A 14,025-nucleotide genomic window follows, 5' to 3' on the forward strand; every position below is an offset into this window, starting at 1 on the left:
TGCAGTGAAGCGAGTGACCTATGGATCGAACAAGATGAACATCGGTTTCTTGCGTTCAGTTGTTGGAGAATTGCAGAGCGGTGTTGCCGAGTCCACCGTTTGAACAGAGATAGTTGCGATGAGGGACAATGGAGGACCATGTCCCTCGCGCACGCGGCCGACGGCGCCGCCCTCCACTACCAAGTCCGCGGCAGCGGCGCCCCGTTGCTCCTGCTGGCCGGTCAGTCGAACAGTCACCGCTGGTGGGAGCCGGTCCTCGACCGGTTCGCCGCCGCCTTCACCACCGTCGTCATGGACTGGCGCGGCACCGGTGACAGCGACCGGCCCGACACGGACACGTACAGCACCGAGAACTTCGCCCGCGACGCCGTCGCCGTCCTCGACCACGCGGGGATCGGCCGCGCCCATGTGTACGGGACGTCGATGGGCGGCCGCGTCGCGCAATGGCTTGCCGTCGACCACCCCGGCCGCGTCGACCGCCTCGTCCTCGGCTGTACGTCGCCGGGCGCGCCGCACGGCGTCGAGCGCGGCCCCGCCGTCCGCAAGGCGCTGGCCGACCCAAACCCGGCCGTCTCGCGCGCCGCGCTGCTGGACCTGATGTACACGCCCGCGTACGTCGCCAAGCACGGCGGGCCGTTCCACACGCTCGGCGATCCGGCCATGCCCGCCCACGCCCGCCGCCGCCATCTGCGCGCCAGCGCCCGCCACGACGCCTGGGACGCGCTGCCCCGGATCGCCGCCCCGACCCTCGTCGTGCACGGCACCGACGACGACTTCAACCCGACGGCGAACGCGCCGCTCATCGCCGGGCGGATCCCCGGCGCGCGGCTCCTGCTGATCCCCGGCGGGCGGCACGCCTACTTCGAGGAGTACGCGGACGAGGCGACGCCGCCGGTCCTCGCCTTCCTGAACGCACAGACCGCCGACGGCCCGTCGGCCTGACCCGCCCAGCCCCCTACGGAGGAGCCCGCGCGATGCCCGCCGCCCACGTCCTGCTCGAAGAACTCCTCGCCACCGCCGACCCGGGGGCGACCGGCGCGCTCTGGCGCCTGGAGGGCGCGGCCCGCCAGCTCGACTCCAACGTGGTCCGCGTACGGCCCGGGACGCGCGGCGAGGCGTACGTCGAGAACGACCTGGACGTCCTGCTCATCGTCGTCGAGGGGCACGGCACCCTGCACCGGGCCGGCACGGAGGAGGAGCTGGCGCCCGGCACGCTCGTCTTCGTCCCGCGCGGCGAGCGGCGCGCCGTCAGCGCGGGCGACGACGGGCTCGTCTACGTCACCGCGCACCGCAGGCGCCCCGGCATGACGATCGGCCGCGCCCCGGCGGGGGGCACGGCCGAGGGCGGCGAAGCGCCTTGTTTGCTTCCGCGCGTGTGCAGCGCGTGCGGACGGGTCACCGAGGAGGCCGACGCGCGGTTCTGCGGCCGCTGTGGAGAGCGCTTGCCAGGACAGACTTCCGGCCGTCCTTGAAAGTAAGGGATCAAGCCAGACGGCGGGTTCCGCACCCCCGCTCCCGCCCTGGCGCAAGGGTCCCGAGGCTCCGGTTCCGTCACTTCTCGCCACTGATTCAACACACAAGGTTACCGAAAGGCGGGGGTCCGGGATGAGATCCCGCCGCGCCCACGGCAGACTCTGCCGCAGGCGGTCGCCGGACTCCCGCGGCGGCCGGCCTGGGGAGGGGAAGCACCACTGGGGGAGCCCGCGCGTGTGGGGCGCGCGGGCTCCCCGCCCCGTCGGGCCGGGCAGGTCAGGCCCCCGGGACCGTGTCCTCGAACGTGGTGCCGGCCGAGCGGTACGCGGCCACCTTCGCCGCCACCTGCGCGGGCGTGAGCACCTGGTCCTTCACGTGCAGGACGTAGTCGACCTGCTGGTCGTAGGCGCGCGGGCTGGTGCTGCTCTGGCCCGCCAGGTCGATCAGCCACTGGTTGAAGTTGATCGACATCGGCCGCTCCGGCAGGTACGCGGCGTCGTGGGTGCCGAACACCTGCCCGTCCACGTAGTACCGGATGGAGCTGTTGTCGATGGTGACGACCAGGTCGTGCCAGCCCGCGTAGGACTGCCGGCTCTCGGTGTGCTGGTTCACCGCCTGCCACGGGTCCGGGTTGTAGGTCTCCCAGGACGTCGTGTACAGGATGTTCGACGGCTCGCCCCAGCCCCCGTTCGGCAGGTACTCGAAGTCGTACTCGGCGTAGTCGTCGGCCATCGGCGCCTTCAGATCGTTGATCGTGAAGAACGTCTGCACCAGGTGGTCCCCGTCCGGGCCGCTCTTCGGCGCGTCGCTGAACTTCACGCGTGCCGCGTACGTCCCGTTCCTGAACTTCAGCGCCTTGGTGAGCACTTCGGTCTGCTTCGTGCTCTCGCCGGTCCCGGAGGTCGAGGTCTCCAGGTTCATCACGGCGTTGCCGCCCGAGATGGGGAAGGTGACCTTGTCGGGGGCCCAGGTCGCGCCCGGCACACCGGGGCCGCCGGAGTTGGAGCGCACGGTCCAGCCGTGCGCCGCTATCTTCGGGTCGTTGTACGCGCTGTAATTGAAGTCGTCGAACAGCGAGCCGCCGGGCGTGCCCGGGTCGCCCGGATCACCGGGATCGCCCGGGTCGTTGCCCGTGGGCGCCGTGCCCCAGACGAGGGCGCCGTCGAGCTGCGCGGTGACCTTCGACCAGTTCGCGTACGAGGTCTGCGCCGCGCCGAACGAGTAGTCGTCGTTCTGGTTCAGCGACTGCCAGTCGGAGCGGTAGAACCGCAGTTGCAGATCGCCGGTGTCGGCGCCCGCCGCGAGGGAGCCCGCGCCGGACGTGAAGCCGATCTCCAGATACCGGTCGGCGGTCGCCGTCGGCTTGGCCAGGGTGCCGAACGTGCCGGTGACGTTCCCGCAGCCCTTGACGGCCCAGGAGCACGCGAAGCGGTACGTGGCGCTCGCGGTGTCGGCCTTGAAGTAGTAGCGGACCTTCACACCGCTCAGCGCGACGCTCGTGCTGCCGGAGTTGCGCACCTTCAGCCACGGTTCGGCCTGGTCGCTGCCGGTGCTGCCGGTGTGGTACTGCACGGTGAGATCGCCCGCGGCGGCGGAGGCCGCCGACGGGAGCGCGACCAGGCCGGCGCAGCCGAGCGCGGTGGCGACGGCGGCGGTGACGGCCCTGCCGAGCACGGCCTTGCGTGGTGCCTTCTTCGTCATGACAGTTCCTTTCCGGAACGGTGGGGGACGGGGAGGTGCGGTTCGAGCGGCCCGTGCCGTACGCCGAGAGCGGCGAGCCGGGTCGCGTGCGCGGTGAGCCGTTCGCGGAACCCCGGCCAGGAGGGGGAGCCGTGCCAGGCGCGGTCGGCGTGCGCGCACAGTCGGGGGAAGACGAGCCGGTCCACGTGGGCTGCGGTCGGCGCGAACTCGGTCCACAGGTGCGCCTGCGTCCCGAGGAGCCGGCCCGCCGTGTCGCTGTCGTCCGGCAGTTCGTGGTCGTGGACCGCGCGCAGGTCGACGACGGCGCCGGGCTGTCCCTGCGGTTCGTCGGGGGAGCAGGACTGCGCGTAGTCCAGGTAGCTCGCGCGGTGCTGGGCGCTGATCACCGTGTGGCCGCGTTTGAGCGCGATGCGGGTGTGTTCGGGGTCGCGCCAGGTCATGACGGTGAAGTCCGGGGGAAGCCCCTCGCCGTTCTCCGCCCAGGCGGTCGGCACGCGGCCGCGCTCGGTCAGGAACTCCCCGACGCGGCCGAGGAACCAGCCGCGTAGGGCCGCTGTGTCGGCGAGGCCCTCGGCGGCGGCCCGCGCCCGCGCGGCCGGGCTCGCCGCCCATTCGGTGGTGGGGCACTCGTCGCCGCCGATGTGCACGTGCGACGAGGGGAAGACGTCGCAGACCTCGTCGAGGACGGCGCGGCAGAAGGCGAAGACCTCCTCGTGGACACCGAGGACGTTCTCGCACACGCCCCACCGCGTCCACACGTCGAGGCGCCGCCCGGGAACGGTGCCCAGCTCCGGATACGCGGCGAGCGCGGCCCGCGAGTGCCCCGGCATCTCTGTCTCCGGCACGACGGTGACGCCCCGCTCGACGGCGTACGCCACGAGGTCCGTCAACTCCCGCCGCGTGTACGCCCCTTCGTGCGGGATGCCGTCGAAGACGGTGCTCCCGGCGGGGCCGACCATTGACTCGGCGCGCCGTCCGCCCACCTCGGTCAGGCGCGGGTACGCGGCGACCGGCATCCGCCAGCCCTGGTCGTCGGTGAGGTGCAGATGCAGCACGTTCAGCTTGTGCAGGGCCAACAGATCGACGTAGCGGCGCACTTGCGACACCGGCTGGAAGTGCCGGGCCACGTCGAGCATGAAGCCGCGCCAGGGGTGCCGGGGCACGTCGGTGATCTCGACGCAGGGCACACGCCAGGCGACGCCCGGCTGGGCCGTGCCCCACAGGGCCTTGGCGGGCAGGAGCTGGCGCACGGTCTGGATTCCGCGCAGCAGGCCGGTGAGGTGCGCGGCCCGTAAGAGCACCGCGTCCTGTGCGACCGTCAGGCCGTACCCCTCCTCGCCGAGCCCGTTGAGCTGGGGGTCGAGGGCGAGCACGAAGGAGCCGTCGGTGGAGGCGGCGAGCGGCAGCCCCGTGGCAGGGGCGAGCAGCGTGCGGAGCAGGGCGGCGGCGGGCTCGGCGCCGGGGGAGACCCGGACCGTCGTGCCGGGCTCGATCGTGAAATGGCCGGGGCGGTAGGAGAGCTGTGTGGGCAGAGGGACGAGGGACGGGCGGTGAGCGGGCACGGCGGACCTCCGGACGACGACGGGGGAGCACGGGCGGGCGTTCGAGGACGGGCGCTCAGCCCTTGACGGCGCCGGCCGCGAAGCCGGACGTGACGTGCCGCTGAAGGAGCAGGAAGATCACCAGCGCGGGCAGCGCGAACAGGGTGGAGGCGGCCATCGTGGCGCCCCAGTCGGTGCCGAACGTGTTGTGGAACGAGGACAGCCACACCGGCAGCGTCCGGTGGTCCTGCTGCTTGATGATGAGGAAGTTGGCGTACGCGAACTCGTTCCAGGCGGTGATGTAACCGAACAGCGAGGTCGCCATCAGACCCGGTGCGAGCAGCGGGAACGCGATGTGGCGGAAGGCCCCGGTCCGCGTGCAGCCGTCCACCTGCGCCGACTCCTCCAGCTCGGCGGGGATCGTCGCGATGAAGCCGCGCAGGACCACGATGGTGAACGGCAGCGTGATCATGAAGTAGACGAGGGTGAGGGTAGGCAGCCGGTCGAGCATCCCGGTGTCGCGGGAGATGATGTAGACCGGGATGATCAGCGACTCCCAGGGCGCCATCTGCGCGACGAACACCATGAGCATGAACTGCCGCCGCCCCCGCCAGCGCATCCGCGCCACCGCGAACGACGCGCCGAGCGCGACCAGCAGGGCGAGCAGGACCGCGCTGAGGGTCACGAGCACGCTGTTGCGCCAGAAGAGCCCGAATCCGTCGGCGTGCACGGCCCGCTGGAAGTGGTCGAGCGTCCAGCTCCGCGGGAGGAGCCGGGGGTGGTCGGACTGGATGTCGCGGTTCGGCTTGAACGCCGTCGTGACCATCCAGTAGACGGGGAAGAGGCAGACGACGATCGTGACCGTCGCGGCGAGGTGCAGCGGGAGGCGGCGCAGGGTGCGTGAGGGCGTTGTCACAGCTCGCCCTCCTGCCGGAACATCTGCCGGAAGTAGGCGACGAGGACGCCCGACATGAGCAGCACCGTCACCATCGAGGCCGCGGAGCCGAGGTCGTAGTGCTGCCCGGACAGGGCGGTCTGGACGGCGTACACCGGCAGGATGGTCGTCGCGTCGCCAGGTCCGCCGCGCGTCATCACCCAGATCTGCACGAACGCCTTGAACGTCCAGATCACCTCCAGCGAGAGCACGAGCATGAAGATCGGCCGGACGATGGGCAGCGTCACCGAGCGGAAGACGCGGAAGCCGGACGCCCCGTCGATGCGCGCGGCCTCGTGCAGCTCGGCCGGGACCGTGGTCAGCGCCGAGTACAGGGTGATCGCGGCGAACGGCACGGACTGCCACACCACGAGCGTGACGAGGATGGCGAAGGCGGCCGGGCCGTGCGCCAGCCACGGATACCCCGCGAAGGACGAGAAACCCAGGCCGGTCAGGGCGTGGTTGACGATGCCGAACTCCGAGTGGAACAGCCACTGGAACACGGTCGTCGCCGCGACCACCGGCATCGCCCACGTCAGCACGAGCGCGCTGAGCACGGCGGTGCGCCAGACCCGGCCGAGCCGCTCGACCATCAGCGCCACGAGCGTCGAGAGCGCCATGATGAGGACGACGTTGATCGCCATGAAGAGGAACGTGCGGCGGACGACGGTCCAGAACCGGGGGTCGGAGAGCAGCGTCGTGTAGTTGTCGAACCCGGTGAAGTGCGCGTCGCCGAGGATGAGCTGGCGCAGGCCGAAGTCCTGGAAGGAGATCAGGACCGCGCGGCCCAGCGGATACACCAGCAGGTACAGCATGCCGAGGACGGCGGGCGCCACCAGCAGGTACGGCCAGACGCCGGACATGGTGGCGCGGCGGGCCGGGCGCCGGGGGCGCCGGGGCGGCCGGGTGAGGGGGCGGGGCGCGGTCCGCTCGCGGACGACCGACACGGCGCACACTCCTTTCGTCTTCCTTGCCGGGGGTGCGTTCAGGAGCCGGAGTTCATCGCCGACGTGATCGCCTCGGACGCCTTCTTCGCCTCCTTCGCCGGATCACCGCCCGCCAGGACCGCTGTCATGTAGTCCTTGATCGGGTTCTTCGCCTCGACGGCGGCCCAGTTCGGCGTGTTCGGCGTCGCGTGCCCCTCGGCCGCGCCGACCGCCATCGCGGAGGCGCCGGGGTCCTTTGCGACGGCGCCCGCGAGCGTCGTCTTGTTCGGTACGTAGCTCATCGCGACGGCGAGCTTCTTCTGCCAGGCGTCGCCGGTCAGCTCCTTGACGAAGGTGTACGCGGCGTCGTGGTGGCGCGACACCGTCGGGATGACGAGGTCAGAGCCGCCGGTGAACACGGCGCCGGGCTTGTCGGCCGTCTTGCCGGGGATCGGGAAGAAGCCGAGCTTCCCCTTCAGGGCGGCGTTGCTCTGGACGACGACATTGGCGCCGCCCGGCGAGCTGATGACCTGCGCCACCTGCCCCTTCGCCATGACCTCGGCCTGCGGCGGCTGCGCCTCGTCGGAGTCCTTGGGGCCCTTGCCGAGCGCCTGGAGCCGCTGGTAGAAGGCCATGCCGCGCAGCGCCTCGGGGGTGTACAGGGTGCCCTTCCACGTGCCGCCGGACTCGGTGGCGAGGTCGCCGCCCTCGTCCCAGACGAACCCGGAGTACGTGTACCAGTTCTGTCCCGGCAGGTAGATGCCCTGTTGGCCGCCCTTGTTCAGCTTCTTGGTGGCGGCGATCCACTGCTCACGGGTCTTGATCTTCGTGGCGTCGACGCCGGCCTTCTCGAACAGGTCGGTGCGGTAGATGACGACCCGGTTGGCCGCGTAGTACGGGATGCCGTACTGCTTGCCCTCGTACGCGCCCGGCTCGGCGAGGCCCTTCAGCCAGTCCTCGCCGCCGAGTTCGCCGACCTTGTCGGAGAGGTCGAGCAGGCCGCCGCTCTGGGCGAACTGGGCGACCTGCGTGTTGCCGGTCTCGATCACGTCCGGGGCGTCATTGCTGGCGAGGGCGGCGGTGACCTTCTCGCCGATGCCGTCCCACTCCTGGATCTGGATCCGCACGTCGATGTCCGGGTGTGCGGCCTCGAAGCCCTTCTCGAACTCCTTCTGGAAGTCGGCCGAGACGCTGTCGCGCATCAGCCACACGTCGATGCCGGTCCGCCCGCCGCTTCCGGCTTTCCCGTCGTCGGAGGAGGACGAACTACAGGCGCTGAGCCCGGCGGCCGCGACCAGCGCGGACAGACCGGCGAGCATACGGAGCTTCACGGTTCACCTCTGGGAGCCGGACCTGACCAGTTGACCAACTGGTCAGGTGACCTCTGGTGGTGGAGAAAGCTGGCATAGACCACTGAGCGCGTCAACCCCCTGGGAAACAGCGACCAGTTGGGGAGTTGTTGTCGATCAAGGCCGCGCCGTGGTCAACTGGTCAGACAACTGGTCGTACGGGACGAGGGGGCGGAGTGAACGCCGACGGGACGGTCGAGAACCCCGACGCGTCGGGGGCGGTGCTCAAGCGCGAGCGGGTGCGGGACCACATCCTGGAGCTCATCGAGTCGCAGCGCCCCGGCGACGCGATCCCCTCCGAGCGGACGCTCTGCGCCCGCCTCGGCGTCTCCCGGCCCACACTGCGCGCGGCGGTGGACGAACTGGTCGCCTCCGGCCTTCTCGTCCGCGAACACGGGCGGGGCATGTTCGTCGCCCCCGAGAAGATCACGCAGGAGCTGGTCGCGCGGGAACAGGCGCTCTCGGTGCCGCAGGCGGCCGGCGCCTGGTCGAGCCGGCTCCTTGAGTTCACCACGATCCAGGCGGGCGCCCGCGTGGGCCGCAAGCTGCGGCTCTCACCGGCGGCGAAGATCGTGTACGTGGCCCGGCTGCGCCTGGTCGACGGGGCGCCGATGGCCATCGAGCACCTGCACATCCGGGCGGACCTGGTGCCGGGCCTGAGCGCTCAGGAGTTGGAGAGCGGCGACCTCTACGCCCACTTGCGCGAACACCATGACGTACACGTCCGCGAAGCCGTCCAGGCCATCGAGCCGACCGTCGTCACCCGCGCCGAGGCCGACCTCCTCGACGTGCCCGAGCTGTCCCCGGCGCTGCTCTTCGAGCGGCTCACCTCCGACACGTCGGGCCGCCCGGTCGAGTACGTCCACTCCCTCTACCGGGGCGACCGCTACCGCATCGTCTCCCGGCTCACCCTCGGCCCCGCCGCCACCGCGACCGCCGCCGCGCCGGTGGCCGGGCACCACCCGGGCATCCCGCCCGGCGACTTCGCGCACGGCGACACGGTCGCCTCCTCGACGCGCGGCGATGTGCAGCAGGCGCCCTGAAGGTCGTTACGGTTCCGCCATGGCCGACTACCGCATCGAAACCGTCCGCAACGGCGAGCGCGACTGGACCGCCCGCAACGCACGCGGCGCCGAGGTCCGCATCGCCCCCGCCGACGCCGAGGGCTCCCAACCTTCCTTCACCCCCGTCGAACTTCTCCTCGCCGCGCTCGGCGGCTGCGGCGGACTCGTCGTCGACCGCACCGCCCGCACCGCCGACCACGACGACCTGCGCATCGTCGTCGAGTCGGTCTCCCGCCCCGAGGACGACGGCCGCGTCGGCACGGTCCGCGTCTCCTACGAGATCGACATCCCCGAGGGCGACACCCGCACCGCGGAGATCCTGGAGAAGGGCATCCGCCTCACCCACGACAAGTACTGCACCGTCAGCCGCACGGTGGAGCACGGGGCGCGGGTGGAGGCGTGGGGCCCGGACGGGACGGTGCTCTTCATGGGGGGCGGAACGGCCGGCTGACCGCGCGGGGAGACACAAAGGTGCCGCCGGTCGGAACCGGCGGCACCTCCTGCGGAGTACGGACTACGGCAGGCTGTGCACCTTCGGCCCGACCGCGTTCGACCAGGCGTTTCCGGCGGTCGCGTCCCAGTTCGTGGACCAGGTCATCGCGCCGCGCAGGCCGGGGTAGGTCTTCGCGGGCTTGAACGAGCCGCAGCCGGTGCCGCGCGTCAGGCAGTCGAGCGCGTTGTTGACGACGGTCGGGGAGACGTAGCCGCTGCCCGCGCCGCGCGTCGACGCCGGGACGCCGAGGCCGACCTGCGACGGGTCGAGGCCGCCCTCCAGCTGGATGCAGGCGAGCGCGGTGAGGAAGTCCACCGAGCCTTGGCTGTAGACCTTGCCGTCGCAGCCGAGCATCGAACCGCTGTTGTAGTACTGCATGTTGACGACGGTGAGGATGTCCTTCACGTTCAGCGCCGTCTTGAAGTACTCGCCCGACGTGGACTGCATGTCGATGGTCTGCGGCGCCATCGTGAGCACCAGCTTCGAGCCCGCCTTCGCGGAGAGCTGGCGCAGCGCCTTCGTCATGTAGGTGGAGTTGAGGCCGTTCTCCAGGTCGATGTCGACGCCGTCGAAGCCGTACTCCTGCATCAGCGCGTACGCGCTGTTCGCGAAGGCGGTCGCGGAGGCGTCGCTGTTGACGGAGATGCTGCCCTTCTCGCCGCCGACCGAGAGGATCACGGACTTGCCGGCCGCGTGCTTGGCCGCGATGTCCGCCTTGAAGTCGGCGACGGAGGCGTAGCCGACGGCCGGGTCGAGGTTGAAGGTGATCTGCCCCGGCGTGGTCGTGGCGTCGGCGAAGGACACCGCGATGATGTCGTACTGCGACTGCACGTCCCGCAGCTTCTGGACGGTCGCCCCGTTGTCGAAGTTCTGCCAGTAGCCGGTCAGCGCGTGCTTGGGCACGGTGCCGCCGCCCGGGTTGCCGCCCCCGGTCGCGGCCGTCTTCGCGGTCACGGCGGCCGACTTGGCCGACTCACCGGCCGAGTTCACGGCGCTGACCTGGAAGCTGTACGAGGTGCTGGCCGCGAGCCCCGTCACGGTCGTGGAGGCGCCGGTGACCGAGGCGACCTTCGTGCCGTCCCGGTAGACGTTGTAGCCGCTGGCCGTGGACGCCGGGGTCCAGGACAGGTCGACGGACGAGGAGGTGGTCGCGCCGACGGCGAGCCCGGTGGGCACGGAGGGTATCTCGACCGGGTCGCTGCCGCCGCCCCCGTCGGGCCCGTAGACGCTCACGTCGTCGACGTAGTACGCGCTCTGCCCGTACCAGCCGTGCGTGTAGACGGTCACCGACGTCGTGTTCGCGCCGGTCTTGAAACTGGTGGTGAGCTGCTGCCAGGAGGAACTGCCCGGCGACCAGGTGGACACGTCGGTCGTGCCGGTGCCGCTGGCGCCGAGGTAGGCGTAGCCGCCCTGCACCCAACTGCTGAGCGTGTACGTGGAGTTGGGCTTGACCGCGACGGTCTGCGAACACTTGGCGTTGTCCTGGCCCGACGGGGTGCCCCTCAGCGCCTTGGCGCCGCCGTGCACGGGCGAGGAGACGGCCGCGCCGCTGCCCGCGGTGCAGGTCCAGTTGGCCAGGTCCGCCTCGAAGCCGGCGTTCTTGGCGACGTTGACGTCCGCGGCCTGCGCGGGAGCGGCGAGAGCGGTGACGCCGAGCGCCGCGGCCGAGGTGACGGCGAGCGCGCCGCCGAGCCAGCGGCGGACGCCGGGTCTGCCATGACGTGCACGGTGCACGGGGTGCCTCCGGGGGGAAGAGGTGGGGATGGGGAAGTCAGAGGTGTCTTGCACGGTGGCCACCGTTGTGCGCCAAAGTTGGTCCAGACCAATCGAGTTGTCAAGACCTTTGACACGCCTGACCCTCCGCCCGGGTCCCGGACGCGCGAACGGCGCCGGACTCATCGTCCGGCGCCGTTGACTCAGGTGATGCGAGAGGGTGCGGGGGATTCAGAGCAGTCCGCGTACGTACGCCGCCTGGCCCGCGTGCTGGAGATCGTCCGACAGGACGCTGACGAGCCGTGCGCCGAGCGACACCGGCGGGTCCCAGTTCTCGTCGACGATGCGGTCGAGGGAGTCGTCCTTCAGCTCGCCCAGGAAGCCGAGCGTCCGCTCGTGCACCGCGTCGTAGTAGCCGAGCAGCATCTCGCCGGACTCCACTCGGACCTGCCCGACCTGTTCGGGCTTGTGCCCGTAGCCCGTGTCGGTCGCGGGCAGCGGCAGGGCGAAGCGGTCGGCCCAGCCCTGGGTCAGCCAGATCTGGTCGCCGCCCGAGGCGTCCGCGATGTGGTCGTCCTGCACGCGCGTGAGATGCCAGACGAGCCAGGCGATGGAATTCGCGCCGTCACCGGGACGGGTGTGCAGTTCGTCGGGGGAAAGGCCCTCGACCACGGCGTGAACCACTTCCTTGATACGGCCGTAGCCTTCGATGAGTACGTCATGTGAGCGCATGACGTGCAGTTTCGCCGAGCCCGCCGATTTCGGCCAACGGCGCGCCGGAACACGGCCCGAGACTGGCGTGAAAAGCGTGGTGACAGTGCGTTCGCAGTGCCGATACTTCACAGGAGGGACGGTTGAATTCTCTTCGAAGGTGGCTGATCCATTTCCGACCGGTGCATCCGCCAGGCACCGGGCCATGGGGGAGATCGTGCACGACGAATTCCTGTGCCACGTCACCGCATACGGAATCTGCGGCGGGCGACGTGTCGGAGTTCCCCTCGGCACTTATCGCGCGCCGACCCTGCCGCTCGCCCTCTGGTGGCTGCGCGACCGCGCCTCGTGGATCGCCGAGCGCCTCGACCCGCACCCCGGCCTGCCGCACATGCCCGAAGGCGCCCTGATGCCGCTCGCCGACGACACCACCGACGTGCCCGCCCTGCTCCGCGCATGGTGCGCCGACACGCTCCAGCAGCAGCGGGTCGCCGAGGAACTGGCGGGCGGCCGGCTGGTGCGCGTGGCCACCCGCGACGAGACCACCGAGTACGAACTCCTCGCCGAGTCCGTGGACGCCCTGCGCATGGCCCGGACGGCCGTGCGGGCCCGCGTCCACGCCTCGGTGTGACGGCCGCGCCGGACGGAGGTCAGAACCCGTCGACCGTGTGCGGCAGCGCCTCCGTGCGCAGCGCGGTGTCGAGCATCGCCGCCGCGTCCTGCTTGTGCTCACCGACCAGACCCGCCCGCACCAGGGCCTGTACGGACGTGGCGCCCATGTAGACCGTCGCGAGGTCCCGCGCCTCGATGACGAGGTCCGGGTCGTCCGCCGTCGGCGCGTACGAGAACCCGTCCGGCGACGCGATGAGCCGGAACCTGCCCGCGTTCGCCGGCACCTGCTCGTCACGGACCGCGAGCACCACGTCCACCGGCGCGGCCCAGCTCCGCGCCGCGAGGGCGGCGCGCACGTCGACCAGGCGCACCCACAGCGCGGGGAAGCACTCCGTGACCCGCACCTGGTCCCGGTCGGCCGCGAACAGCGGCAGCGGGTCGTCGACCGGCAGGCCCCAGGACCGCACGGTGCCCGTCAGGTCGATGGCGGTCAGATAGCTCCACAGCGCGGCGGCCGCCTCCGGGGTGTCGGCCTCCAGGTCGTCCACCCGGACCAGGCCCGGCGTACGGGCCTCCTCGTCGCCGGACTTGGTGCGGTAGACCGCGTACCCGGCGAGCGGGTCGCCGAGCGCGACGACGCGCGGCGGCGAGAGGGCGTCGTCGTCCTCGTCCTTCTCGACCAGCCACTCCTCGCGCCACCACGCCTCCGTACGGGCGAGGCGCCCCGCCCGCCGCGTACGCGTCCGCTCGTAGTACGGGCCGAGCAGGGCGGGCGCGTCCGCCGGGTCGATGAGGCGCAGCGGCCGGGGGTCGGGCGCGATCCGCAGCGCGAGGGGGCGCCGCGAGTCGATCTGGACGCTCGCCCCGTACGTGCCGGGGCCGAAGCCGAACCGGCCGTAGATGGACGCCTCCGACGCCCACAGCGCGACCAGCGGCGCGCCCTCGCGCGCACAGCGGGTGAACAGCTCGCCCATCATCCCGGAGAGCACGCCGCGGCGCCGGTGGGTGGGTGCCACGGACACGAACGTCAGGCCGGGGCAGGGGAGTTCGCCGCCGCCGGGCACGGACAGGGAGAACGGGTGCGCCCCAGCGAAGCCGACGAGCTCCGCGCCGTCGTAGGCGCCGATGCGCAGGAAGCCGGCCAGCGTCTCGCGGTGGTGCTCGCGCCGGTCGTCCCGAGGGGACTCGTGGAAGACCAGGTAGGCGAGTGCGAGGGCGCGCTCGATGTCGGACTCGGGCAGCTCACGGATCTGGACGGATCGGGCATTCATGATCACAGACCCTAACCGCGCGGCGCGGACCGCGCCCGTGGGGGTGTCGCCGTGCACGGCGCCCGGCGAGGCACCGTCCACGGGACGGTCCTCGGCGGCGCCGACACCGCCGAGGACGCACCGGACCGGACGGAAGCGACCGGAACCGGAGGCGAACGGGGGGCAAGTGGGCGGATCGGCCCCGCCCCCGTCCGCGGAGCGGTCATCTTCGGCACACCCGCGGTCGCGGGGCAACTC

At 71.4% G+C, this 14,025-nt stretch carries 13 protein-coding genes; 5 read left to right on the top strand and 8 right to left on the bottom strand.

Annotation, left to right across the window (positions count from 1 at the left end; all coding sequences use genetic code 11):
• The first annotated feature begins 138 nt into the window (after positions 1 to 138).
• Positions 139 to 942 carry an alpha/beta fold hydrolase gene (locus ABZ877_RS16710; RefSeq protein WP_361070910.1) on the top strand — a complete coding sequence of 268 codons (804 nt, stop codon included), beginning with the start codon at positions 139 to 141 and terminating at the stop codon, positions 940 to 942.
• A 32-nt stretch (positions 943 to 974) separates the two neighbouring features.
• Entirely contained in the window at positions 975 to 1,472 is a 498-nt protein-coding gene (locus tag ABZ877_RS16715; protein ID WP_361070912.1) for a cupin domain-containing protein, read from the top strand.
• Between the two features lie 277 nt (positions 1,473 to 1,749).
• Here ABZ877_RS16715 and ABZ877_RS16720 read toward each other — a convergent pair whose 3' ends face one another.
• From ABZ877_RS16720 to ABZ877_RS16740, 5 genes are read right to left on the bottom strand one after another with little or no spacing between them, the layout of a single operon-like run.
• Entirely contained in the window at positions 1,750 to 3,174 is a 1,425-nt protein-coding gene (locus ABZ877_RS16720; RefSeq protein ID WP_361070916.1) for a cellulose binding domain-containing protein, read from the bottom strand.
• Positions 3,171 to 4,736 carry a beta-N-acetylhexosaminidase gene (locus ABZ877_RS16725; RefSeq protein WP_361070918.1) on the bottom strand — a complete coding sequence of 522 codons (1,566 nt, stop codon included), beginning with the start codon at positions 4,734 to 4,736 and terminating at the stop codon, positions 3,171 to 3,173. The genes ABZ877_RS16720 and ABZ877_RS16725 overlap by 4 nt, the downstream gene beginning before the upstream one ends.
• Positions 4,737 to 4,791: 55 nt before the next feature.
• Positions 4,792 to 5,631, bottom strand: a complete 840-nt coding sequence (locus ABZ877_RS16730; RefSeq protein ID WP_361070921.1) for a carbohydrate ABC transporter permease — start codon at positions 5,629 to 5,631, stop codon at positions 4,792 to 4,794.
• Positions 5,628 to 6,596: a sugar ABC transporter permease gene (locus ABZ877_RS16735; protein WP_361070924.1), complete on the bottom strand. Its 969-nt coding sequence runs from the start codon at positions 6,594 to 6,596 to the stop codon at positions 5,628 to 5,630. The genes ABZ877_RS16730 and ABZ877_RS16735 overlap by 4 nt, the downstream gene beginning before the upstream one ends.
• A 38-nt stretch (positions 6,597 to 6,634) precedes the next feature.
• Positions 6,635 to 7,906, bottom strand: coding sequence for an extracellular solute-binding protein (locus ABZ877_RS16740; RefSeq protein WP_361070927.1), 1,272 nt, complete (start codon positions 7,904 to 7,906; stop codon positions 6,635 to 6,637).
• Between the two features lie 194 nt (positions 7,907 to 8,100).
• On the opposite strand from ABZ877_RS16740, the gene ABZ877_RS16745 reads away from it, so the two are divergent.
• Both ABZ877_RS16745 and ABZ877_RS16750 read left to right on the top strand, forming a co-directional pair.
• A complete protein-coding gene (locus ABZ877_RS16745) occupies positions 8,101 to 8,967 on the top strand; it encodes a GntR family transcriptional regulator (protein ID WP_361070930.1) in 867 nt (288 codons plus the stop codon).
• A 19-nt stretch (positions 8,968 to 8,986) separates the two neighbouring features.
• Entirely contained in the window at positions 8,987 to 9,439 is a 453-nt protein-coding gene (locus tag ABZ877_RS16750) for an OsmC family protein (RefSeq protein WP_361070933.1), read from the top strand.
• A gap of 63 nt (positions 9,440 to 9,502) precedes the next feature.
• Here ABZ877_RS16750 and ABZ877_RS16755 read toward each other — a convergent pair whose 3' ends face one another.
• Both ABZ877_RS16755 and ABZ877_RS16760 read right to left on the bottom strand, forming a co-directional pair.
• Positions 9,503 to 11,215 carry a glycoside hydrolase family 18 protein gene (locus ABZ877_RS16755; RefSeq protein ID WP_361070936.1) on the bottom strand — a complete coding sequence of 571 codons (1,713 nt, stop codon included), beginning with the start codon at positions 11,213 to 11,215 and terminating at the stop codon, positions 9,503 to 9,505.
• Between the two features lie 210 nt (positions 11,216 to 11,425).
• On the bottom strand, positions 11,426 to 11,926 hold the full coding sequence (locus tag ABZ877_RS16760; protein WP_361070938.1) for a DinB family protein: 501 nt from the start codon (positions 11,924 to 11,926) through the stop codon (positions 11,426 to 11,428).
• A 196-nt stretch (positions 11,927 to 12,122) separates the two neighbouring features.
• Between ABZ877_RS16760 and ABZ877_RS16765 the strand changes: the two genes are divergently transcribed.
• Positions 12,123 to 12,536 (top strand): hypothetical protein, encoded by a 414-nt coding sequence (locus ABZ877_RS16765; protein WP_361071095.1) that lies wholly within the window; start codon positions 12,123 to 12,125, stop codon positions 12,534 to 12,536.
• A gap of 19 nt (positions 12,537 to 12,555) precedes the next feature.
• Here the strand turns inward: ABZ877_RS16765 and ABZ877_RS16770 are convergent, their stop codons facing one another.
• A complete protein-coding gene (locus ABZ877_RS16770) occupies positions 12,556 to 13,788 on the bottom strand; it encodes a GNAT family N-acetyltransferase (protein ID WP_361070941.1) in 1,233 nt (410 codons plus the stop codon).
• Positions 13,789 to 14,025: the final 237 nt, after the last annotated feature.

This window comes from Streptomyces sp. NPDC046939, assembly GCF_040644575.1.
Classification (GTDB): domain Bacteria; phylum Actinomycetota; class Actinomycetes; order Streptomycetales; family Streptomycetaceae; genus Streptomyces.